General features: G+C 66.5%; 17 protein-coding genes. 10 read left to right on the forward strand and 7 right to left on the reverse strand.

The genetic code is table 11. From position 1 onward, the window contains the following. Window positions 1-254: 254 nt before the first annotated feature. Window positions 255-1,847 carry an ATP-binding protein gene (locus ACQR10_RS20305; RefSeq protein ID WP_316177810.1) on the reverse strand — a complete coding sequence of 531 codons (1,593 nt, stop codon included), beginning with the start codon at window positions 1,845-1,847 and terminating at the stop codon, window positions 255-257. 271 nt (window positions 1,848-2,118) lie between these two features. Here ACQR10_RS20305 and ACQR10_RS20310 point away from each other — a divergent pair, with 271 nt between their 5' ends. Next, window positions 2,119-4,248: a phosphocholine-specific phospholipase C gene (locus tag ACQR10_RS20310; protein WP_316217631.1), complete on the forward strand. Its 2,130-nt coding sequence runs from the start codon at window positions 2,119-2,121 to the stop codon at window positions 4,246-4,248. A 44-nt stretch (window positions 4,249-4,292) separates the two neighbouring features. Here ACQR10_RS20310 and ACQR10_RS20315 read toward each other — a convergent pair whose 3' ends face one another. Continuing rightward, complete coding sequence (locus tag ACQR10_RS20315; protein WP_316217630.1) at window positions 4,293-5,807, reverse strand: ATP-binding protein; 1,515 nt, start codon at window positions 5,805-5,807, stop codon at window positions 4,293-4,295. A 321-nt stretch (window positions 5,808-6,128) separates the two neighbouring features. On the opposite strand from ACQR10_RS20315, the gene ACQR10_RS20320 reads away from it, so the two are divergent. Next, on the forward strand, window positions 6,129-9,722 hold the full coding sequence (locus tag ACQR10_RS20320) for a PAS domain-containing protein (protein WP_316217629.1): 3,594 nt from the start codon (window positions 6,129-6,131) through the stop codon (window positions 9,720-9,722). Then, window positions 9,715-10,098, forward strand: coding sequence for a response regulator (locus ACQR10_RS20325; protein WP_315804509.1), 384 nt, complete (start codon window positions 9,715-9,717; stop codon window positions 10,096-10,098). The genes ACQR10_RS20320 and ACQR10_RS20325 overlap by 8 nt, the downstream gene beginning before the upstream one ends. A 28-nt stretch (window positions 10,099-10,126) precedes the next feature. On the opposite strand, the gene ACQR10_RS20330 is transcribed toward ACQR10_RS20325, so the two are convergent. Together ACQR10_RS20330 and ACQR10_RS20335 are read right to left on the reverse strand one after the other, a co-directional pair. Beyond that, window positions 10,127-10,969: an AAA family ATPase gene (locus tag ACQR10_RS20330; protein WP_315717852.1), complete on the reverse strand. Its 843-nt coding sequence runs from the start codon at window positions 10,967-10,969 to the stop codon at window positions 10,127-10,129. A 97-nt stretch (window positions 10,970-11,066) separates the two neighbouring features. Then, window positions 11,067-11,312, reverse strand: coding sequence for a GlsB/YeaQ/YmgE family stress response membrane protein (locus ACQR10_RS20335; protein WP_315717851.1), 246 nt, complete (start codon window positions 11,310-11,312; stop codon window positions 11,067-11,069). A gap of 115 nt (window positions 11,313-11,427) precedes the next feature. On the opposite strand from ACQR10_RS20335, the gene ACQR10_RS20340 reads away from it, so the two are divergent. The 3 genes from ACQR10_RS20340 (at window position 11,428) to sseA (ending at window position 14,169) form a co-directional block, all read left to right on the forward strand. Then, complete coding sequence (locus tag ACQR10_RS20340; protein ID WP_316217628.1) at window positions 11,428-12,603, forward strand: vWA domain-containing protein; 1,176 nt, start codon at window positions 11,428-11,430, stop codon at window positions 12,601-12,603. A 183-nt stretch (window positions 12,604-12,786) separates the two neighbouring features. Continuing rightward, window positions 12,787-13,200 (forward strand): rhodanese-like domain-containing protein, encoded by a 414-nt coding sequence (locus ACQR10_RS20345; protein ID WP_315804511.1) that lies wholly within the window; start codon window positions 12,787-12,789, stop codon window positions 13,198-13,200. 111 nt (window positions 13,201-13,311) lie between these two features. After that, entirely contained in the window at window positions 13,312-14,169 is an 858-nt protein-coding gene (gene sseA / locus ACQR10_RS20350) for a 3-mercaptopyruvate sulfurtransferase (protein WP_315804512.1), read from the forward strand. Window positions 14,170-14,182: 13 nt separating this feature from the next. Here the strand turns inward: sseA and ACQR10_RS20355 are convergent, their stop codons facing one another. After that, window positions 14,183-15,256 (reverse strand): hypothetical protein, encoded by a 1,074-nt coding sequence (locus ACQR10_RS20355; RefSeq protein ID WP_316217627.1) that lies wholly within the window; start codon window positions 15,254-15,256, stop codon window positions 14,183-14,185. A gap of 293 nt (window positions 15,257-15,549) precedes the next feature. On the opposite strand from ACQR10_RS20355, the gene ACQR10_RS20360 reads away from it, so the two are divergent. Next, window positions 15,550-16,776 (forward strand): L,D-transpeptidase family protein, encoded by a 1,227-nt coding sequence (locus ACQR10_RS20360; protein WP_316217625.1) that lies wholly within the window; start codon window positions 15,550-15,552, stop codon window positions 16,774-16,776. 80 nt (window positions 16,777-16,856) lie between these two features. Here ACQR10_RS20360 and ACQR10_RS20365 read toward each other — a convergent pair whose 3' ends face one another. Then, window positions 16,857-17,819: a D-2-hydroxyacid dehydrogenase family protein gene (locus ACQR10_RS20365; RefSeq protein ID WP_316217624.1), complete on the reverse strand. Its 963-nt coding sequence runs from the start codon at window positions 17,817-17,819 to the stop codon at window positions 16,857-16,859. A 124-nt stretch (window positions 17,820-17,943) separates the two neighbouring features. After that, on the reverse strand, window positions 17,944-18,162 hold the full coding sequence (locus ACQR10_RS20370) for a hypothetical protein (RefSeq protein WP_315804516.1): 219 nt from the start codon (window positions 18,160-18,162) through the stop codon (window positions 17,944-17,946). Between the two features lie 304 nt (window positions 18,163-18,466). On the opposite strand from ACQR10_RS20370, the gene ettA reads away from it, so the two are divergent. From ettA to ACQR10_RS20385, 3 genes are all read left to right on the forward strand, one after another. After that, a complete protein-coding gene (gene ettA, locus ACQR10_RS20375) occupies window positions 18,467-20,116 on the forward strand; it encodes an energy-dependent translational throttle protein EttA (RefSeq protein ID WP_315804535.1) in 1,650 nt (549 codons plus the stop codon). A gap of 145 nt (window positions 20,117-20,261) precedes the next feature. Then, window positions 20,262-20,843, forward strand: coding sequence for a TIGR00645 family protein (locus ACQR10_RS20380; RefSeq protein WP_315804517.1), 582 nt, complete (start codon window positions 20,262-20,264; stop codon window positions 20,841-20,843). A gap of 71 nt (window positions 20,844-20,914) precedes the next feature. Then, window positions 20,915-22,162 carry a lytic murein transglycosylase gene (locus tag ACQR10_RS20385; protein WP_316217623.1) on the forward strand — a complete coding sequence of 416 codons (1,248 nt, stop codon included), beginning with the start codon at window positions 20,915-20,917 and terminating at the stop codon, window positions 22,160-22,162. Window positions 22,163-22,215 lie beyond the last annotated feature (53 nt).

Here is a 22,215-nt window from a genome sequence, read left to right on the forward strand (position 1 = left end):
CGTCGCGTCTTTATGGGTTGTCTCGGGCACAGTGTGATGGAAGGCGCCAACCGCGATCTCAGCCGTCGTCCCGGCCTTGCACAGGGACGCATAACCCCAGGAAGATGTGTGAGGCACGCTGGTGGATCGATCTCGCTTCACCACCATGGCCGGTGGCTATGGGTCCCGGCGCAGGGCCGGGACGACACCGGTTGTGACGCGCGAGCTCTGGCAAGCGAGACATCGACCGACCGGCGCCACCATCGCGGTTCGCCTCACGCTTCCAGCGCCGTCCTGATCATGCGCGCGAGATCGGCGCTCATATACGGCTTCGCCAGCAGCAGCACGTCGGCATCGAGCCGGCCATGATGCACGATCGCGTTCTCCGTGTAGCCCGATGTGTAGAGCACCTTCAGTCCGGGACGGCGCTTCTCGGCCTCGATCGCGAGCTGGCGGCCGTTCATGCCGCCTGGAATGATGACGTCGGTGAACAGCAGGTCGATGCGTTCCGGATTGTCGATCAGCGCCAGGCCCTCGGCGGCGTTGCTGGCGGCGAGCGTGCGATAGCCGAGCCGCCGCACCTGCGCGACCACGTAGTCCCGCACCAGCGCATCATCCTCGACGATCAGAATGGTCTCGCCGCCGCGCGCCACCGCCGGACGTGCCGTGTCGGCGGCGGGCAGCTCCGGCGCGCCCGCGGCCCGCGGCAAATAGAGCTTCACGGTGGTGCCGTGGCCTTCCTCGCTGTAGATCTTGACGTGGCCGTTCGACTGCTTGACGAAGCCATAGACCATGCTGAGCCCGAGGCCCGAGCCCTTGCCGACGTCCTTGGTGGTGAAGAACGGCTCGAACACCTTGTCGAGCAGCGGGCCGGGAATGCCCTGGCCGGTGTCGCTGACCGCGATCATGACGTAGCTGCCGGGCTTGGCGTCGCGGTTCAACTGCGCATAGTGCTCGTCGAGCGTGACGTTCTTGGTCTCCAGGGTCAGCTTGCCGCCGTCCGGCATCGCGTCGCGGGCGTTGAGCGCGAGGTTGAGGATCGCGGTCGAGAGCTGGCTCGGATCGATCAGCGCCGGCGCGCTGTCATGGGCCAGCATCGATTCGATCTCGATCTGCTCGCCGAGGGTCGGCCGCAGCAGGCGGCCGGCCTCGACGATGAGTGCATTGATGTCGGTGGCGCGCGGCTGCAGCGGCTGGCGGCGCGAGAAGGCGAGCAGATGCCGGGTCAGATCGGCGCCGCGCTCGGCGGCGGCGCTGATCATGCCGGCGATGCCGGCGAGCTGGGGCTTGTCCTTGACGGCGTCGGCAAGGATCTCGATCGTCCCGGTGATGACGGTCAGGATGTTGTTGAAGTCGTGCGCGACGCCGCCGGTGAGCTGGCCGATCGCCTCCATCTTCTGCGCCTGACGGACCTGGGCCTCGTTGGCCTCGATTTCCTGGAATCGCCGCACCATCGCTTCCGCGGCGCGGCGCTGCCGGATCTCCTCCTCGAGCTGCGCATAGGCTTTCTGCAAGGTGATGCGCGTCGGCAGGACCAGAAGCTGAGGCAGCATCTTGATCATGATGACGATGATTCCGATCGAGGTGACGCCGAGAAAGACGTTGATGATGTCCGTGATGGTCGAGGTCGGCACCCAGAGATCGACGATCGCGAGCAGGCGGGTGACCCCGACGACGGCCACGAAGGTCGCAAGCGCCCCGACGATGCCGCGGAACATGACGTCGCGCCAGCGCCGCCGCAGGAACGTGCCGACGACGAAGGCGATGGTGAAGAAGGCGCTGGCGATCAGTCCGTTGGACACGACCTGCAGCCATGTCCATGCCACCGCGCCCTCCAGACCCGCCGCTTGCACCGTCAACGTCGGCATATGCAAACCATCCTCAACAACGCAACCCGCCAAATCCGGGCTCGCCCGGTCTGTCGTCGTCGCAACCCGAACGGATCATTCAGCTTTTCGTCTCGGGTGCAAGGGCAATGGCGGCTTCGACGTGCATCGCGGCAGGGCGCCCTCGCCGCGAATGCCGCTCCGCCGCGCGGCGTCAAAAGCCTGCCACACATCCTTTACCGCCCGGTCACGCGGTTGTTAACGCGCCGACCTAAGCCGCTCGACACCGTCATCACCATGGGGAATGAACGAGATGTCGAACACGATCGCGCACAACCGGCGCGAGTTCCTGCGGCTGCTCGGAGCGTCGGCTGCGACCGCCGCCCTCGGCCAGAGCATCGAGCGCGCGCATGCCATTCCGGCGTTCAATCGCCACGGCAGCATCGAGGACGTCAAGCACATCGTGGTGCTGATGCAGGAGAACCGCGCCTTCGACCATTATTTCGGTGCGATGCGCGGCGTGCGCGGCTTCAACGATCCCCGCGCGGTGAAGCTGCCGAACGGCAACCCGGTGTGGCAGCAGCCGAACGGCGCGGGGGCGGTGATGCCGTTCCGCGTCGACAATGCCGGCCAGGTCTATGTCGAGGACGTCGCCCATGGCTGGAACGACGGTCAGAAGGCCTGGAACAACGGCAACTACGACAAGTGGATCGCCAACAAGGGCACCACGACCATGACCTGCATGAACCGGCAGGATCTGCCCTGGCACTATGCGCTGGCCGACGCCTTCACGGTGTGCGATCAGTATTTCTGCTCGGTGATGGGACCGACCGATCCGAATCGCTACTACCTGTGGACCGGCTGGGACGGCAACGATGGCAAGGGTGGCGGACCGGTCATCACCAATGCGGAAGCCGGCTACGACTGGACCACGTTCCCGGAGCGGCTGGAGAAGGCGGGCATCTCCTGGAAGGTCTATCAGGACATCGGCACCGGGCTGAATGCAGCCGGCTCCTGGGGCTGGACCCAGAATCCGTGGATCGGCAATTACGGCGACAACTCGCTGCTGTATTTCCACCAGTACCAGAATTCGCAAGCAGGCAGTCCGCTGTACGAGAAGGCGCTGCGCGGCAGCAACATCGCCAATGGCGGCACGTTCGAGAACCTGTTCGACGGGCTGCGCAACGACGTCCGCAACGGCACGCTGCCGCAGGTCTCGTGGATCGCAGCTCCCGAGGCGTTCAGCGAGCATCCGAACTGGCTGCCGGGGCCGGGCGCCTGGTACATCTCCAAGGTGCTCGACATCCTGACGTCGAATCCGGAGCTGTGGAGCAAGACCGCGCTGATCATCAACTACGACGAAGGCGGCGGCTTCTTCGACCATGTCGTCGGTCCGTATCCGGCGATGTCGCAGGCCTGGGGACAGTCGACCGTCGATGTGAGCACGGACCTCTTCGCCGGCGATGGCAGCCACATGGCCGGTCCCTACGGCCTCGGCGTCCGCGTGCCGATGCTGGTGGTGTCGCCGTGGTCGCGCGGCGGCTTCGTGTGCTCGGAAGTGTTCGACCACACTTCTGTGATCCGCTTCATCGAGCGCCGCTTCCACCACAAGGCGCCCGATCTGTTCGAGAGCAACATCCCGGCATGGCGGCGCGCGGTGTGCGGCGATCTCACCTCGGCGTTCAACTTCACATCGCCCAACGAAGGCATGGCGCCGCTGCCGAGCACGGCCGGCTACAAGCCGCCGGTCGCCGACATCACCTCGGGCGCGCGCTTCGACGACTATCATCCGGTGCCGCCCGCCAAGCAGGTCCTGCCGCAGCAGGAGCCGGGCATCCGTCCGGCGCGCGCGCTGCCCTACGATCTGCGTGTCGACGGCGATGCCGATGCCGCGCACAAGACGTTCGGAATCCGCTTCGTCAATCCGGGGCAGGCCGGCGTCTGCTTCCACGTTCGTTCCGGCAACACCGCGGCCGGCCCGTGGAGCTACACCGTCGAAGCCGGGAAATCGCTGCACGGCGTGTGGGACCTCGCGGCCAGCGCCGGCCAGTACGATCTGTCGGTGTACGGGCCGAACGGCTTCTTCCGCCACTTCAAGGGCGGCGTCGCCACCACCGCGGCGCTCGTCGATGTCGATACCGTCCATCTCTGCGATTGGGACGACGGCGACGATGCCCGCAGCCTTGCGATCGCGCTCACCAACAAGGGCGCGAGCTGCGTGGTGACTCTGGCCGACAACTACACCGGACGCAGCGAGCGGCACCGGCTGCAGCGCGGCCAGCGGCTGGAGACGCGGGTTCGCCTGCAGCAGACCCATGGCTGGTACGACCTGACGGTCACGACGGACGGCGACGCCAACTTCAGCTGGCAGCTTGCAGGCCACGTCGAGAACGGTCGGCCCAGCATCAGCGATCCGGCGATGGGCAGGATCGCCGCGACCTGATCGCGGACGACGGCGGGAGGCGCCCGGAGCAAACCGGGCACCTCTCACGACGACGAAGCGACGAGGCCTTCGTTGGTCGCATCGTCGGCATTGGGATCGCCTGGCGCGGTGGCCCAGGCGAGCTCGACCAGCGTGACGATGCGGCGGCCGGCGCCGTCGAGCTGGCAGACGATGAGGCCCTGGTCTTCGATATAGGTCAGCAGGCGCTGCGCCCGGCGCAGCGAGTGCGAGCCGTAGGCGCGGGCGATCGCGGCATCGCTCGGGCAGGGGCGGCCGTCCTTGGCGGCGCGGGCGATCATCATGAACACGCCCTGCATGTCCTCGGGCAGCAGCGAGGCGCGCAAGGTGACGTCCTGCCAGCCGGCGTCGTCGGCCGCGTCATCGCCGCCGAGGCCGGCACGGGCGCGGGTCAGCATGCGGCGGAACTCGTTGAGGTCGGGCACGGCTGTGCCGAGCCCCTCGATGCGGCAGCGGACGACGAACTCCTGGTAGAGCACGCCGACGGCGCGGAAGCCCGCGTCGGGCTCGGCCAGCACCGCGCGCAAGACGCGCTCGACGCGGGCTTTGCGCTCGGCGAGCTCCTCCTCGCTGACGGCGGGCGCCGGCGGCTCGGGGCGCAGCTCGAGCGCAGCAGACTTCGCCGCCATCAGCTGGTCGAGCAGCTCGGGCTGCGGCTTGCGCTGCGGCCGCGCGTTGGTCTCGGGCGGCGGTGTGGCGAGAATCACCGCGCGGGCGTCTTCGAGCGACGCTTCCGGCAGCGGCATCAGCCGCGGCGTCGCGTTGCGCGGCTTGGTGTCGGTCGGGCCGATGCGCAGGCCCAACGGCCGGCGCGACAGCGCGGGGCCCAGCGCCATGAACTGGCCGCGCTCGAGGTCGCGGAACGCCTCGGCCTGGCGCCGCTCCATGCCGAGCAGGTCGGCAGCGCGGGCCATGTCGATGTCGAGGAAGGTGCGGCCCATGAGGAAGTTCGAGGCCTCGGCCGCGACGTTCTTGGCGAGCTTCGCCAGCCGCTGCGTCGCGATCACGCCCGCCAGCCCGCGCTTGCGGCCGCGGCACATCAGGTTGGTCATCGCGCCCAGCGACGCCTTGCGGGCCTCGTCGGAGACTTCGCCCGCGACGGCCGGTGCGAACAATTGGGCTTCGTCGACCACGACGAGCATCGGGTACCAGTGGTCGCGGGCGATCTCGAACAGGCCGTTGAGAAAGGCGGCCGCGCGCCGCATCTGATTCTCGGCGTCGAGGCCTTCGAGGTTGAGCACCGTCGAGACGCGATGCATCCGGGCCCGTTCGCCGGCGACCTGCAGGGCGCGCTCGGTGTGGTCCTCGGCCTCGATCACGAGATGGCCGAATCGCTCGGCCAAGGTGACGAAGTCACCCTCGGGGTCGATGATCGTCTGCTGCACCCAGGGCGCGCTCTGCTCCAGCAGGCGGCGCAGGAGATGCGACTTGCCGGAGCCGGAATTGCCCTGCACCAGGAGCCGGGTCGCCAGCAGTTCCTCGAGGTCCAGGGCGGCAGGCGATCCCGCCGCCGTCTGCCCCATCTCGATCGCAACCGTCATGTGCCCCGACTCAACCCCGCTTCACGCAGAGGCTGGCGCTTAACAAGCGCAGCCGCGCACGTCGAGCGTTTGCGTTGGACTGTCCCAAGTTGCGAGATCGGCTGTGGATGGACGGATGGATCCCGCCGCGCCGCCGAGTTCCTCGTTGATGCGCTCGTTGCCCGTTCTGGCCAGTGCTTGGCGCCCGCGCGCATTTCACGATATTGTGCGATGAAAAAGGGGCCAGGAGTGAACGAGCATTCGGATGCCGGTCGCGCGACGTTTCAGGCGTTCGCGCGCGGGGCCGACTTCCTGCAGGGAGGCGGGGAGATGGGAGCGCTCATGCGCATCCATGATTGGTCACGGACGCCGTTGGGGCCGCCCGAGAGCTGGCCTCAGTCGTTGCGCACGTCGATCAGCACCTGCCTGGACTGCGCGTTCCCGATCCTGATCTGGTGGGGCCCGGAGCTCGTCATGCTCTACAATGACGAATATCGCCCGATCCTCGGCTCGCAGAAGCATCCGGCCGCGCTCGGAGCGCCGGGGCACGCGGTATGGTCCGAGATCTGGGAGGTCATTGGCCCGATGTTGCGGCACGTCGTTGGACTTGGCGAAGCGACCCGTTCGCGCGACATGCCGCTGTTCATCGACCGCCATGGCTACCTCGAAGAGACCTATTTTTCGTTCTCCTATTCGCCGATTCGCGACGAGACCGGCGGTGTCGGCGGTGTCTTCACCCCCGTCATCGAGACGACGGCCCGGGTCGTGGGCGAACGCCGCATGCGGACCTTGCGCGATCTCGCCGCGCGCGGCCGTGCCGACAGTCTGGCGGATGCTTGTCGCGAAGCCACCGACGTCCTCGCCGAGAATCCGCATGATGTCCCGTTTGCGCTGATCTACCAACTCGGCGAGGACCAGCGATCGGCACGGTTGCTGAGCGCCGCGGGGGTACACCCGGACAGTGCAATCGCGCCGGCGCAGATTGCCCTCGACAGCGATGGGGACGGGCTGTGGCCGATCCGGGCGGCGGCGCGCGCGGTGGCGCCGATTCGCGTCGTGCTGGATCGTGCGAAATTTGCCGGCGTCCCGACCGGCGCATGGCCCGAGCCGCCGCAGCTGGCACTGGCGCTGCCGGTTGCGACGGGGCGGGAGCAGGCGACGGCGATCCTGATCTGTGGCGTCAATCCGCGCCGCGCGCTCGACGCCGAGCATCAGGGCTTCTTCGATCTGATGGCCGCTCAGCTCGGCAGCGCCTTCGCCGAGACGCTCGCCTATGAGCAGGAGCGGCGCCGCGCTGAGACGCTCGCCGAGATCGATCGCGCCAAGACCGCGTTCTTCGCCAATGTGAGCCACGAGTTCCGTACGCCGCTGACGCTGATGCTCGGTCCGCTCGAAGATGTGCTGCGGTCGCAGAGCTTGCCGCCGGCAGATCGCGACCGGTTGGAGATCGCCCAGCGCAATGCCTTGCGGCTGCTCAAGCTGGTCAACACGCTGCTGGATTTCTCGCGGATCGAGGCCGGCAGGATGCAGGCGGTCTACGCGCCGGTGGACCTCGCGAGCCTGACCGCGGAGATCGCCAGCACCTTCCGCTCGGCGATCGAAGCCGCCGGCCTCAGGCTGATCGTGGATTGCCCGACGCTGCCGGAGCCGGCCTATGTCGATTGCGAAATGTGGGAGAAGATCGTCCTCAACCTGCTCTCCAACGCGTTCAAATTCACCTTCACGGGCGACATCGAGGTCCGGCTCGTCACCTGCGATCGTCATTTCGAGCTGAGCGTGAAGGACACCGGGACCGGCATCCCGCAGCACGAGCTGCCGCGGCTCTTCGAGCGTTTCCATCGCGTCGCCGGCGCGTTCGGCCGCACCCATGAAGGCTCGGGCATCGGGCTCGCACTGGTGCATGAGCTCGCCAAGCTGCACGGCGGATCCGTCGCGGCGACCAGCGAAGCCGGGCAGGGGAGCACGTTCGCGGTCAGAATCCCCAGGGGACGAAGTCATCTCCCGTCCGATGCGGCGCCGGCGCAGGAACCGATGCTTCGCGGTGCGCGGCCGTTCATCGCGGAGGCATTGCGCTGGCTACCGGATCCGCCGTCGCTCGACGCGCATGCCGTTCCGGACATCGACATCACCACGCCATCAGCCGACAGGGCCGGGCCGCGCCCCCGCATCCTCCTGGCCGCCGACAATGCCGACATGCGCGACTATGTCCGCCGCCTGCTCGCCGCGCGCTACGATGTCGAGACCGTCGCCGATGGCGAAGCCGCGCTCGCGGCCATCGCCCGCGACAAGCCCGACCTCGTTCTGTCCGATGTGATGATGCCGCGCATCGACGGCATGCAGTTGCTGGCACGGCTGCGCGCCGATGAACGGGTCGGTACCATCCCGGTGATCCTGCTGTCGGCCCGGGCCGGAGAAGAGAGCCGCGTCGAAGGCATGGAGGCCGGTGCGGATGATTATCTGATCAAGCCGTTCAGTGCGCGTGAACTGCTGGCGCGTGTCGAAGCGCATCTCAAGATGGCCCGTCTGCGTGCCGAAGCGACGGAGCGACTGCGCGCCAGCGAGGAGCGCTATCGCGCTTTCGTAACCGCGAGCTCCGACGTCGTCTATCGCATGAGCCCGGACTGGCGGGAGATGCGCCAGTTGCAGGGCAAGGACTTCATCGCCGATACGATGAAACCGAGCCAGGGCTGGCTCGCCAAATACATTCATCCGGACGATCAGGCGCAGGTGACTGCGGCGATCAGCAGGGCCGTCGCGACGAAGGGCATGTTCGAGCTGGAGCACCGCGTGATCAGGATCGATGGCAGCCTCGGCTGGATCGATTCGCGCGCCATCCCCATTCTCGGGCGTGACGGCGAGATCATCGAGTGGTTCGGGACGGCGCGCGACATCTCCGAGCAGAACAAGGCCGAACGGGAATTGCGCAAGAGCGAGGAGCGCCTGCGCAGCGCGGTCGAGGTCGGGCGGCTCGGCCTGTGGGACTGGAACGTCGCAACCGGCGAGGTCTATTGGTCGGACGAGCACTTTCGCATGGAAGGCTATGCTGTTGGCGAGCTGACCCCCAGCTACGAGGCCTGGGCGGCGCGCATCCATCCCGACGATCGTCCCGCAGCCGAAGCCGCGCTTCACCGCGCGATGGAGGCGCACCAGGAATATGTCAGCGAGTTTCGCGTGGTGCATCCGGGCGGCGCAATTCGCTGCCTGTACGGCCGTGGGCGCTTCTTCTATGACGACGCGGGACGACCGATCCGCATGACCGGCGCCATGGTCGACGTGACCGAGCGGCGTGAATGGGAGGAGCGGCAGAAGGTGCTGGTGGCCGAACTGCAGCATCGCACCCGCAACCTGCTGGGCGTGGTCCGCTCGATGGCCGACAAGACGGCGCGTGCCAGCGCCGATCTCGGCGATTTTCGCGCCCGCTTCCGTGATCGGCTGGATACGCTGTCCCGAGCCCAGGGCCTGCTGTCCCGCCTCAAGGAGAATGATCGCGTCACCTTCGACGATCTGATCCGTAGCGAGCTGTCGGCTGTCGCCGGCGGTTCGGAGCGCATCGGGCTGTCGGGACCGTCCGGCGTCAGGCTGCGGTCGTCGACCGTTCAGACCCTTGCCATGGCCCTGCACGAGCTCGCCACCAACGCGGTCAAGTATGGCGCGCTGGCGCAGCCCTCGGGCCGGCTCTGCGTGGTCTGGTCGCTCGAGCGCGAAGGCGCGGAAGGCCAGCCCTGGCTGCATATCGAGTGGCGCGAGAGCGGCGTCGACATGCCGCCGCCAGCCACGATGCCCGTCGGCACGGGGCAAGGGCGCGAGCTGATCGAACAGGCCTTGCCCTATCAGCTCAGCGCGAGGACCTCGTACGCTTTCGCATCCGACGGTGTCCGTTGCACGATATCGATTCCCGTTTCGCTCACCACACTGGAGCTTGAGGATCATGCCTGAACGCTCGCTTCGCGACCGTCATATCCTCATCGTCGAGGACGAGTATATGCTTGCCGACGAGCTGCGCTGCGCCTTCGGTAGTGCCGGCGGCACGATCCTGGGCCCGGTCGGAACCGTCCCTGACGCGCTCGCCTTGATCAAACGCGAGGGGCGGATCGAAGGCGCCGTTCTCGACGTGAACCTGCGCGGCGACATGGCGTTTCCGGTCGCCGATCTGCTGGTCGAACGCGGCGTGCCCTTCGTTTTCACCACCGGCTATGACGAATCGGTGATCCCGGACCGCTTCTCGAAGATCCTCCGCTGCGAGAAGCCGATTGCCGTCGATGGGATCATGCGTGCGCTCGGACGCCTGATCAAGAGGACGGCGCCGCAATGACGCGCCGGTCGGATTGAGCCGGGCGCCCTCACACCTCGCGCCGGCTGAGGAAGGCGAGCCGCTCGAACAGGTGGACGTCCTGCTCGTTCTTGAGCAGCGCACCGTGCAGCGGCGGGATCAGCTTGCGCGGATCGCGCTCGCGCAGCTGCTCGGGACCGATGTCCTCGTTGAGCAGCAGCTTGAGCCAGTCGAGCAGCTCGGAGGTCGACGGCTTCTTCTTCAGGCCGGGCACGTCGCGGACCTCGAAGAAGATGCGCAGCGCTTCCTCGACCAGCCGCTTTTTGATGTTCGGGAAGTGCACGTCGACGATCCGGCCCATCGTATCCGGATCGGGGAACTTGATGTAGTGGAAGAAGCAGCGGCGCAGGAACGCATCCGGCAGCTCCTTCTCGTTGTTGGACGTGATGATGACGATCGGGCGCAGCTTCGCCTTGATGGTCTCGTTGGTCTCGTAGACGTGGAATTCCATCCGGTCGAGCTCGAGCAGCAGGTCGTTCGGAAACTCGATGTCGGCCTTGTCGATCTCGTCGATCAGGAGCACCGGCCGCTGCTCGGCCGTGAAGGCCTCCCACAGCTTGCCGCGCTTGATGTAGTTCTTGATGTCGGACACCCTGGAGTCGCCGAGCTGGCTGTCGCGCAGTCGCGAGACGGCGTCGTATTCGTAAAGGCCCTGCTGCGCCTTGGTGGTCGACTTGATGTGCCAGGTGAGCAGCGGCGCGTTGACGGCCTTGGCGACTTCCTCGGCCAGCACGGTCTTGCCGGTCCCCGGCTCGCCCTTCACCAGCAGCGGGCGCTCGAGCACGATCGCCGCATTGACGGCCACTTTGAGGTCGTCGGTGGCGACGTAGTCCTGGGTGCCGGTAAATTTCATCGCGTCTCGCTCATCGTTCGAACTTGTGTTGAGTGGCTACGCAGCGGCAACGCCGCTGCGGCTTTGAGATGATGGCTGCCATCGGAAGCAGAAATAATCAAGCGCGCCTGATCAATGAGAGGATCACGAGCACGATGACGGCGCCGATCGTGGCGTCCAGGATCGCCCCCAGCGTGCCGCTGGCAAGCGCAATGTGCAGCGCCGGCAGCACGTAGCTTGCGACCAGCGCGCCGATGATGCCGATGACCATGTTGCCGATCAGGCCGAAACCTGCGCCGCGCACGATCAGCCCCGCCAGCCAGCCCGCGACGGCGCCGATGATCAGTGCTGCAATGATACCCATGAAAGCCCCCATTCCGCCTGTTGTTCCAGGGATTGTAGAGCAAAATGCCGGCGGGTCCAGCGCGGGGCGGGGAGCGGCCCTTGACGTGCCCTCCCAGCCGCGCGATCTAATGGGCATGTTCCTGCAATTCTTTACAGCACTGCGCGACGCGCAGGTCCCGGTCTCCTTGCGTGAATATCTCACGCTGATGGAGGCTGTCGACGCCGACCTCGCCGAGCACTCGGTCGAGAATTTCTACTATCTGTCGCGCACCGCGCTGGTGAAGGACGAACGCAATCTCGACAAGTTCGATCGCGTGTTCGGCTCCGTGTTCAAGGGGCTGGAGAGCCTGCTCGACGCGATGGAGAAGGCTGAAATCCCCGAGGAATGGCTGAGGAAGCTGGCCGAGAAATACCTCACCGAGGAAGAGAAGAAAGAGATCGAGGCCATGGGCTGGGACAAGCTCATGGAGACCTTGAAGAAGCGCCTGGAAGAGCAGAAGGGCCGCCACCAGGGCGGCAGCAAGTGGATCGGCACGGCGGGCACGTCGCCATTCGGCGCCTATGGCTACAACCCCGAAGGCGTCCGCATCGGCCAGGAGAAGAACCGCAACAATCGCGCCGTGAAGGTGTGGGACCGGCGCGAGTTCAAGGATCTCGACGGCAATGTCGAGCTCGGCATCCGCAACATCAAGGTGGCGCTGCGCCGCTTGCGCAAGTTCGCCCGCACCGGCGCGCCGGACGAGCTCGATCTGGACACCACGATCCGCGAGACCGCCAATCACGGCTATCTCGACGTGCACATGCGGCCCGAGCGGCGCAATGCGGTGAAGGTGCTGGTGTTCTTCGACATCGGCGGCTCGATGGATTCGCACATCGCCCAGGTCGAGGAGCTGTTCTCGGCCGCCAAGAGCGAATTCAAGCACATGGAATATTTCTACTTCCACAACTGCCTCTATGAGGGCGTGTGGAAGCAGAACAAGCGCCGCTTCACCGACCGCACGCCGACCTGGGACGTGCTGCACAAGTACCCGCACGACTACAAGGTGGTGTTCGTCGGCGACGCCTCGATGTCGCCTTACGAGATCATGGTGCCCGGCGGCTCGGTCGAGCACGTCAACGAGGAGCCGGGCTCGGTGTGGCTCGACCGCGTCATCCGCACCTATCCCCACGCGGTGTGGCTCAATCCGGTGGCGCAGAAGCATTGGGACTATTCGGAGTCCACCACCATCATTCGCCGCATCTTCTCCGAGCGCATGTATCCGATCACGATCGAGGGATTGGAAGCGGCGATGAAGGAGCTGGTGAGGTAAGGCGCTCGTTCTGCGGCGCGCGATGCAAGGCCGTCGTTGCGGGCGGTCGCGATAGCGACCAAATCCGGAATATCGAGCTTGTGCGATCGGCTCTGGATTCCGGGTTCGGTCCTGACGGACGACCCCGGAATGTAGACGCGAAACGACGCCGCTCGGCGGCTGGAAAAGACGAAGGAAGAAGACATGCCCCAGACCATCACGCGCGGGATCAAGGCGCTGCTCGATGAAGCCAATGCCGAGATCGAGACGCTCTCGGCGGCTGAGGCGATCGCGGCGGCGAAGCGCGACGATGTCGTGATCGTCGATATCAGGGACCCCCGAGAGATCGAGCGTGAGGGCAGGATTCCCGGCGCGTTCTCGTGCACCCGCGGCATGCTGGAGTTCTGGATCGACCCGCAGAGCCCCTATGCCAAGCCGGTCTTTCAGCAGGACAAGACGTTCATCTTTCATTGCGCCGGCGGCCTGCGCTCGGCGCTCGCGGCCAAGACCGCGCAGGACATGGGCCTGAAGCCGGTCGCCCATATCGGTGGCGGTTTCGCGGCGTGGCGCGACTGCGGCGGGCCGGTCGAGGCCTGGGCGCCGAAGAAGAAGGATTGATCGCTGCCCGTCGCACGCGGGCTTGACCCGCGTGTCCATCGCTTCGACAAGGTGGATCGCCGGATCAAGTCCGGCGATGACGATCGAATGTGAAGCCCGGAGCTTTTGCGCATGACCATCCACGACGACCCTCTCGTCTCCACCGACTGGCTCGCTGCGCATCTGGGCGATCCCAAGGTGAAGGTGCTCGACGCGACCTTCAAGATGCCGGGTGTGCTGCCGCTGCCGAAGGACGATTACCTGAAGGCGCACATCCCCGGCGCCGTGTTTTTCGACGTCGACGAGGTCTCCGACCATTCCAATCCGCTGCCGCACATGTATCCGAGCGCCGCGCAGTTCGGCCGCGACGCCGGCCGGCTCGGCGTCAGCAATGGCGATACGGTGGTGGTCTATGATTCCGGCGGCTGGGTCGCCGCGCCGCGCGCCTGGTGGATGTTCCTGTCGTTCGGCCACACGGATGTGCGCGTGCTCGACGGCGGGCTGAAGAAGTGGATGGCGGAGGGGCGCCGGGTCGAGAGCGGGCAGGTCACGCCGGCGCTTGGCACGTTCAGCGCGACGTTCGATGCCGCGCGCGTGCGCCGGATCGAGCAGATGGTTGCCAATCTCGCCGGCAATGCCGAGCAGGTGATCGATGCGCGGCAGGCGCCGCGCTTCGCGGGCGAGGTCGCCGAGCCGCGGCCCGGTCTCCGATCCGGCCATATCCCCGGCAGCCGCAATCTGCCCTATGCGGAGCTGTTCGACGCGGCGACCGGCGTGATGAAGCCGCTAGACGAGCTACGTAAGGCGTTCGGCGCCGCTGGCGTCGATCTCGCCAGGCCGATCGTCACCTCCTGCGGCTCCGGGGTGTCGGCGGCGGTGCTGACGCTGGCGCTCTATCGTCTCGGCATCCGCGACACCGCGCTCTACGACGGCTCGTGGTCGGAATGGGGCGTCGAGAACGGTCCGCCGGTTGCGACCGGGCCGGCCTGATCGCTAGCTCCGCCTACCGCGTGCGCGGCCCGGCAGCCTGCTGGACGGCCGCCTGCGGTTGACCAAATGGCTGCTGTCCGAATGGATCGGGGAACGCGGTCTGTTGCTGCAGTTGGGCCGCTGCCTGCCGCGCCGCCCTGACGCGCTGGGCGATGCGCCGCTGCTTGGCGCGGCGCGCCGCAACCTGCTTCTCCCGGGCCTGGCGCTTCTTGAGGATGCTCCGGCGCAACTGAACGCTCGCGACCTTCACCGAGGCACGATGCTCGCCGGCCGCGGGCCGCTCCTGGTGCGCCGGCTGCTCGGCCAGCGCGGCGAGCTTGGCCGCGATCGGGTCGAGCACCGCCGGAACGGGCGCGGCGGCGGCTGCGGTCGTCATCATCGGATCGGCGCTGGCGAGAATCTGAGGAGCCGGCGGCGGCGGTGAGACCACGGCGGCCGCAGCTTCGGTCGACGCCGGCGGCGGGGGCGGCGCTGCAGTCGCGGGCGAACTGTCCATGCTCGGCCTGTCGGAGACTTTTTCGACCGGAACGACGATCGAAGCGGACGTGTCCGGAATGGGGTGCTCCGGTTTGGTGCTCTCGATCCGGTCGTTCGTCACGGACGCGGTCTCGACGATGGCGGAGGTGCGGGACGTGTCGACCGTTTCCGCCGGCAGCGAGGGCGTAGGCACATCGGTGGCCACCGCAACGGGCGTCGCCTCGGGCGTCTCGGCGGCCGGCGCCGCCGTCGACGGCGCGCTCGGCGGCTCGGACGCTGCCGGGGGAGCATCGGCCACGACCGGCGGCGGCGTCACCGGCGGTGTCGGAATCGAATCCACCCGCAGCACCGCGAGCACCGGCGGGGGTTCGGCCGGCGGCAGGAACGTGGTGAAGCCCGAGGCCTGAGTGGTGCGCCAGGACGCGTTGCTGGCGAACTGCTCGTGGGCCGCGCGCAGCAGGGCCGCAGCGCCCATGCCGAAGATGGTGAGAGAGATGGAACAGACGATCGCGGCGACCAGAAAACGAAAGCCGGGAAGCATTGACGGTAACTCTCGCCACGGCAGCGTGACTGCCGAGACCTTAGAGCCAGTAGGGAACGCGGTGATCACAGGGAATGCCGCGTTCGCGACGAGGCCGGCTTCTGCCGTGCATCGCGAATCAGGCTCAGGTCAGAATACCGGAAGTGTTCCCGCCCGCTCGGCAAATCACGGCATCCATGGGGCCTGCGGGGGCTCCGCCGCACTTTTTCAGCGGCGTGAGACTTCCGTGCAACGACGGAGACATGATCACAAATTGCCGAAGTCGGGCCGCTCAGGCCGGAATTGTCTTGAATGCGCCGCTATCTTCGGCCATCTGGCACAGCAAAGGTCCCAATCGGCGGCTTGGGGATACTGCAAGGGCGATGATGATCAGACAAATCCTGACGGTTTGCGCGGTCGCGGCAGCGGGCGTGACGGCAACTTCGTTTGCCGAGGCACAGCAGGTCTATCAGACCGCGCCTGGAGCGTACTCACCGGCGCCGACGCCTTACCCGGCCGATGCGCGCGGGCAGGGGCAGGATTTTGACGCGCTCGACGATGAGAATGCGCCTGGCAATTCCGCGGCGTTGCCGCCGCCCGGCCCGGTGATCTCGCCGGACGATCCGCGCTACGGTCGTCCAGCCAATGCGCCGGTTTATGGTGCTGCGGCTCCGACCGGTCCCATCCTTTCTCCCGACGATCCTCGTTATGGACGTCCGGCCGGTGCGACGGTCTACGGAGCCGCTCCGACCGGCCCGGTGATGTCCCCGGATGATCCGCGCTATGGCCGCCCGGCTGGTCCGCCCCCGGTAATCTACGGTGATCGTCCTGCCTCCAGCCAGCAGGCCTATGGTGGCGCCAGCGCGCCCGGTGGCGACGCAGGCGCGCCGCGGCCGCCCGGCGCCGTCGGTGGCGCTCCGGCCGTCGCGGGCGCGGCACAGGCCCCGGCCGCCGGAGATCGGCCGATGACGGTGGCAGCTCTGCCGCCCGAGGAACAACCCGATGCGGCGCCGGCGCCGCTGCCGCCGAACCTGCGCCGCCAGGAGGTCGACTTCGTCACCAAGGAGCCGCCGGGAACGATCGTCGTCGATACGCCCAACACCTACCTCTATCTGGTGCTCGGCAACGGCCGGGCGATGCGCTACGGCGTCCGTGTCGGCCGCGAAGGCTTCACCTGGACCGGCGTGCAGAAGATCACCAAGAAGACCGAGTGGCCGGACTGGTATCCGCCGAGCGAGATGATCGAGCGGCAGCCCTATCTGCCGCGCTTCATGGCCGGCGGTCCCGGCAATCCGCTCGGTGCCCGCGCGATGTATCTCGGCTCGACCGTGTACCGCATCCACGGCACCAACCAGCCGTCGACGATTGGCAAGTTCGTGTCGTCGGGCTGCATCGGCATGCTGAACGACGACGTCGCCGACCTGTTCGACCGGGTCAAGGTCGGCACCCGTGTGGTCGTGATGCCGGGCGGTGCGCCTCCAGGTTCCAGCAAGAACATGGCTGCTGCCACGGCCCCGGCCCAGGCGCCCGTCCAGGCCCAGGCGACCGTGCCGGCGGCTGGCCAGCCCGCCAACATGCAGCCGCTGCCGCCGCCGGTGACGATCCGCTGAGGCGGGCGCGTGCGAGCTGATCACGTTGAAAACACCCTCCTCGGAGGGTGTTTTGCTGTGAGGGCCGCTCTCGTCTGCTTTTAAGCCAGCCGGCGCGGCGGCTCGGCCCCTGCGAGCCAGGTGGCGATGCAATCGACCATCTGGCCGTAATGGGCGCGAAAACTCTCCTCGGTGACGTAGCCGAGATGTGGTGTGAGCACGACGTTGCCGAGCCCGCGCAGCGGATGGGTGACCGGCAGCGGTTCCACCGAGAACACGTCGAGCCCGGCACCGGCGATGCGCTGGTCGCGCAGCGCCTGCAGCAGCGCCGCCTCGTTGACGATCGGCGCGCGCGAGGTGTTGACGAGATAGGCGGTCGGCTTCATGCGCGCGATGTCGGCCGCGCCCACCAGCCCGCGTGAGCGATCGCTGAGCACGACGTGGACGGTGATGACATCGGCGGCGGTGAACAGCTTCTCCTTGGTCGCGTAGCCTACTCCCGCCGCCTCGCAGCGTTCGGGCGTCAAATTGGGACTCCAGGCGATCACGTTCATGCCGAACGCCTTGCCGAGCTCTGCGACCTTGGTGCCGAGCTTGCCCAGCCCGATTACGCCCAGCGTCTTGCCCTCGATCTCCACGCCGCCCAGCGCCTGCCAGGGCTCCCCGGCGTGCATGCGCGCGTTCTCCTGGCCGATCCTGCGCGTCAGCTCCAGGATCAGGCCCATGGTGAGCGGTGCGGTGGGGTCACGGCCATATTGCGTGCCGCAGACGACGACGCTGCGTGCCTTGGCGGCCTCCATGTCGATGGCGGCGTTGCGCATGCCCGAGGTGATCAGGAGCTTCAGCTTCGGCAATCGCTCGATCAGGGAGCGGGGCAATGGCGTCCGCTCGCGCATCGCGCAGATGATGTCGGCATCGGCGAGCGCGCTGGCGGCCGCTTCCTCGTTGCCGAACGGCTGTGTGAAAGCCGTCACATCCACCCTGTCGGCCAGCCGGGGCCAGTCGGCCAATGAGAGGGCTGTATCGTAATAGTCGTCGAGGATCGCACAGCGCAGCCGTGTCATCGGCAGGGTCCATTCATCGGGGGACGGCGGCAATGGTGAATGCCGTCAGGAATGGAGCCATGCTTGCGCGCAACGGGCTGGTTGCGCAAGGCATCGTCACGCTCTTACGCGGACCCAGGCGACGTCAATCGAGGCGGGACTTCAGCCGGAACGCGGCGTCATGGCCGTACTTGGCGCGCCAGGCGGGGCCGGGGCCGCGCATGTAGTGCAATTCTGGCCGGTACGGGTTGAAGGCGCGCGCGACGAATTCGCGCCAGAAGCCGCGGATGTCGTCCGCGATCCCGGATCGGTCTTTGCGGTGTGCCGCCGAAGCGGGCAGGGAGGCTGACGTGAAGGCTGCCATGACGGACTCTCGCTGTTGTCGGTCGCGGCTTTTGCCGCTTGGGCACGCGGGTCTTGCGGGCCGAGACCGAGTGTCCCGCCGAATTAATTAAAAGATGGTTGCAATTGTCGTGATCGGCCGCACACAAGGTGCCGGACCCGTAATCGTCCGTGGACGGCAGGCCGGGCCGGCGCGAAGTTTGACCGGGATTCTCCCGGCATTTGTTCCGGCCGAGACCGGCTCGCCGGTTGCCCTTTGGGGACCGCGCGGTTACATCAGCGGCAACCATTTTCCGAAAATTCCGGCAGGCTTCAAGGGACACGCGATGGCGCGCCAGTTCGTCTACTTCATGCAGGGTCTGTCCAAGACCTACCCGACCCGCAAGGTGCTCGATAACATTCACCTGTCGTTCTATCCGGACGCCAAGATCGGTGTGCTCGGCGTCAACGGCTCGGGCAAATCGACCCTGCTCAAGATCATGGCCGGCATCGACAAGGACTATACCGGCGAGGCCTGGGTGGCCGAGGGTGCCCGCGTCGGCTATCTCGAGCAGGAGCCGCAGCTCGATCCGAAGCTCACGGTGCGCGAGAACGTCATGCTCGGCGTCGGCAAGCAGAAGGCGATCCTCGATCGGTACAACGAGCTGGCGATGAACTACTCGGAAGAGACCGCCGACGAGATGACCAAGCTGCAGGACGAGATCGAGGCGCAGGGCCTTTGGGATCTCGACAGCAAGGTCGACCAGGCGATGGATGCGCTGCGCTGTCCGCCCGACGATGCCGACGTCACCAAGCTGTCCGGCGGCGAGCGTCGCCGCGTCGCCTTGTGCAAGCTGCTGCTCGACCAGCCCGAGCTGCTGCTGCTGGACGAACCGACCAACCATCTCGACGCTGAATCGGTGTCCTGGCTCGAAGGTCACCTGCGCAATTATCCGGGCGCGATCCTGATCGTGACCCACGATCGCTACTTCCTCGACAACGTCACCAGCTGGATCCTGGAGCTCGATCGCGGCAGGGGCATCCCCTACGAGGGCAACTATTCGTCCTGGCTGCAGCAGAAGCAGAAGCGGCTGGAGCAGGAGGGCCGCGAGGATGCCGCGCATCAGCGCACTTTGGCGCGTGAGCAGGAGTGGATCGCGGCGTCGCCGAAGGCCCGCCAGGCGAAGTCCAAGGCGCGCTACCAGCGCTATGAGGAGCTGCTCAAGAAGGCCAGCGAGAAGCAGACCCAGACCGCGCAGATCATCATTCCCGTCGCCGAGCGGCTCGGACAGAATGTGGTCGATTTCGACGGGCTGTCCAAGAGCTTCGGCGATCGCGTGCTGATCGACAACCTCACCTTCAAGCTGCCGCCGGGCGGCATCGTCGGCGTGATCGGTCCGAACGGCGCCGGCAAGACCACGTTGTTCCGCATGATCACGGGACAAGAGAAGCCGGATGCCGGCACCATCACCATCGGTGAGACCGTGCATCTCGGCTATGTCGACCAGTCGCGCGACGCTCTCGACGGCAACAAGACGGTATGGGAGGAGATCTCCGGCGGCAACGAGCTGATCCTGCTCGGCAAGAAGGAAGTCAACTCGCGCGGCTATTGCTCGGCTTTCAACTTCAAGGGCGCCGACCAGCAGAAGAAGGTCGGGGCACTCTCGGGCGGTGAGCGCAATCGCGTGCATCTCGCCAAGATGCTGAAGTCGGGCGCCAACGTGCTGCTGCTCGACGAGCCGACCAACGATCTCGACGTCGACACCTTGCGCGCCCTCGAAGAGGCCTTGGAGGATTTCGCCGGCTGCGCCGTCATCATCAGCCACGACCGCTGGTTCCTCGACCGTATCGCGACCCACATGCTGGCCTTCGAGGGCGACAGCCACGTCGAATGGTTCGAAGGCAATTTCCAGGACTACGAGAAGGACAAGATGCGCCGTCTCGGCCAGGACAGCGTGATCCCGCACCGGGTCAAGTACAAGAAGCTGACGCGCTGATCTCAGGACATCGCGAGGCGCGACGCTGTCTTCGTTCCGGGACAAAGCGTCGCGCCCAGGCTGCGGCCAGTTGTCGCTTCCATGTGCGACGTGATTGCGTAGATAGTCGTTCCGCAATCCCATCCAGCCGCGAGAAAATCCCATCATGTCTTCCCCCGACGCGACCCTGTCCTCCAAGGGCGGAGCGCTGCGCCCCATACCCATGCTGATCTTCGGCTCGCGCTGGCTGCAGCTGCCGCTCTATGTCGGGCTGATCATCGCGCAGGGCGTCTATGTCGTGCTCTTCCTCAAAGAGCTCTGGCACCTGTTCGCCCACGCCTTCGATTTCTCAGAGCAGCAGATCATGCTCGCGGTGCTCGGCCTGATCGACGTGGTCATGATCTCGAACCTGCTCGTGATGGTGATCGTCGGCGGCTACGAGACCTTCGTGTCGCGGCTCAATCTGCAGGGCCATCCGGACGAGCCGGAATGGCTCAGCCACGTCAATGCCAGCGTGCTGAAGATCAAGCTCGCCATGGCGATCATCGGCATCTCGTCGATCCATCTGCTGCGCACCTTCATCGAAGCCGGCGCGCTGTCGTCAGGCAAGTCGAACTACACCGAGACCGGCGTGATGTGGCAGACCATCATTCACACGGTCTTCATTCTCTCCGCCATCGGAATCGCCGTCGTCGACAAATTGTCGAATGCCGCGATCGAGGAGGCGAAGCAGGCGGCGGGGCATTGAGCGGAAGAGTCGGGTTCCGGCGCAGGGCTGCTGACGTTCACAACCGCCGCGAGCCATGCTAACCCTATTGCATGGCTCGGCAGTTGCTCTTCGGTTTGCGCAGGCTCGTCCTGATTGGTGTGGCGCTCTGCATCCTCGGCGATGGCCAGGCGAGCGCCGCCGACGGCGACTTCACGCAATTCGTGGCTTCGCTCTGGCCCGAGGCCAAGGAGCAGGGCGTTTCGCGCGCGACGTTCGATGCCGAGACGCGCGAGCTCGAGCCCGACTACAAGCTTCCCGACCTGCTGCTGCCAGGCCGTCCGGCAACAGGCGCTCCGGCGCAGGCCGAGTTCGTGCAGGTGCCGGCCGACTACATCAAGGAAGCCTCGATCGCGCGGCTCGCCGCGTATGGCCAGAAGCTGATCCAGCAATATCGTCCCGCGCTCGCCGAGATCGAGCGCCGCTTCGGCGTTCCGGGACCTGTCGTGCTCGCCATCTGGGGCCGCGAGACCGATTTCGGCCGCTACGCGCTGCCCTACGATGCGCTGCGCGTGCTGGCGACCCAGGCCTATGTCGGTCGCCGCAAGGACCAGTACCGCACCGAATTCATCATGGCGCTGAAGATGCTGAGCGACGGCGTGGTGTCGCGCCGCGATCTCAGGGCGTCATGGGGCGGGGCGGTCGGGCTCACACAGTTCCTGCCGTCGGAGTACTACAAGCACGGTGTTGATCTCGATGGCGACGGCAAGGTCGATCTCTGGCATTCGGTGCCGGACGCGCTGGGCTCGGCGGCGCTGCAGCTTGCGAACAAGGGCTGGCAGCGCGGCGTGCGCTGGGCCTACGAGGTCAAGCCGCCGGCAAATGTGGACTGCGCGATCGGCGTGCCGGAGGTGAAGAAGCCGATCGGCGAATGGCTGCGCGCGGGCTTCGTGCCGGTGAGCGGCCAGCGGTTGAGTGCTGCCGAGCAGCAGCAGCCGGCGTCGCTGCTGCAGCCCGAGGGCATCTATGGTCCGGCGTTCCTGACGACGGCGAACTACTTCGTCATCAAGGAATACAATTTCTCCGATCTCTACGTGCTGTTCGTCGGTCACCTCGCGGATCGCATGACGAGCCCGGCCCCGTTCGCGACACCATGGTCGGCGTCGAAGCAGCTTCGGAGCAAGGACGTCGAGGCGATGCAGAAGGGCCTGATGCGGCTCGGTCTCTACGGCGATAAGCTGGACGGCAAGGCCGGCATGCAGACCCGTGCCGCACTCGGCGTATTTCAGAAGAAGGCGGGCCTGAAGGTCGACTGCTGGCCGAGCGAATCAGTGCTGCAGGCGATCGACGCCGCGCGCTGATCGAGTGAAATCAGCCGAGCAGGCGGGCAGCAAAAAGCCCGGCCGCAGGGCCG

It is taken from the genome of Bradyrhizobium sp. HKCCYLRH2060, from assembly GCF_051168135.1.
Taxonomy (GTDB): Bacteria; Pseudomonadota; Alphaproteobacteria; order Rhizobiales; family Xanthobacteraceae; genus Bradyrhizobium.

Bases quoted from the DNA above. Each gene is read 5' to 3' on its own strand.
- ACQR10_RS20345 (WP_315804511.1), top strand. From the start codon at position 12,787: ATGCCCCAGACCATCACGCGCGGGATCAAGGCGCTGCTCGATGAAGCC.
- ettA (WP_315804535.1), top strand. From the start codon at position 18,467: ATGGCGCGCCAGTTCGTCTACTTCATGCAGGGTCTGTCCAAGACCTAC.
- ACQR10_RS20310 (WP_316217631.1), top strand. From the start codon at position 2,119: ATGTCGAACACGATCGCGCACAACCGGCGCGAGTTCCTGCGGCTGCTC.
- ACQR10_RS20330 (WP_315717852.1), bottom strand. From the start codon at position 10,969: ATGAAATTTACCGGCACCCAGGACTACGTCGCCACCGACGACCTCAAA.
- ACQR10_RS20385 (WP_316217623.1), top strand. From the start codon at position 20,915: ATGGCTCGGCAGTTGCTCTTCGGTTTGCGCAGGCTCGTCCTGATTGGT.
- ACQR10_RS20340 (WP_316217628.1), top strand. From the start codon at position 11,428: ATGTTCCTGCAATTCTTTACAGCACTGCGCGACGCGCAGGTCCCGGTC.
- ACQR10_RS20360 (WP_316217625.1), top strand. From the start codon at position 15,550: ATGATGATCAGACAAATCCTGACGGTTTGCGCGGTCGCGGCAGCGGGC.
- ACQR10_RS20370 (WP_315804516.1), bottom strand. From the start codon at position 18,162: ATGGCAGCCTTCACGTCAGCCTCCCTGCCCGCTTCGGCGGCACACCGC.
- ACQR10_RS20325 (WP_315804509.1), top strand. From the start codon at position 9,715: ATGCCTGAACGCTCGCTTCGCGACCGTCATATCCTCATCGTCGAGGAC.
- ACQR10_RS20305 (WP_316177810.1), bottom strand. From the start codon at position 1,847: ATGCCGACGTTGACGGTGCAAGCGGCGGGTCTGGAGGGCGCGGTGGCA.
- sseA (WP_315804512.1), top strand. From the start codon at position 13,312: ATGACCATCCACGACGACCCTCTCGTCTCCACCGACTGGCTCGCTGCG.
- ACQR10_RS20320 (WP_316217629.1), top strand. From the start codon at position 6,129: ATGCGCATCCATGATTGGTCACGGACGCCGTTGGGGCCGCCCGAGAGC.
- ACQR10_RS20315 (WP_316217630.1), bottom strand. From the start codon at position 5,807: ATGACGGTTGCGATCGAGATGGGGCAGACGGCGGCGGGATCGCCTGCC.
- ACQR10_RS20335 (WP_315717851.1), bottom strand. From the start codon at position 11,312: ATGGGTATCATTGCAGCACTGATCATCGGCGCCGTCGCGGGCTGGCTG.
- ACQR10_RS20365 (WP_316217624.1), bottom strand. From the start codon at position 17,819: ATGACACGGCTGCGCTGTGCGATCCTCGACGACTATTACGATACAGCC.
- ACQR10_RS20380 (WP_315804517.1), top strand. From the start codon at position 20,262: ATGTCTTCCCCCGACGCGACCCTGTCCTCCAAGGGCGGAGCGCTGCGC.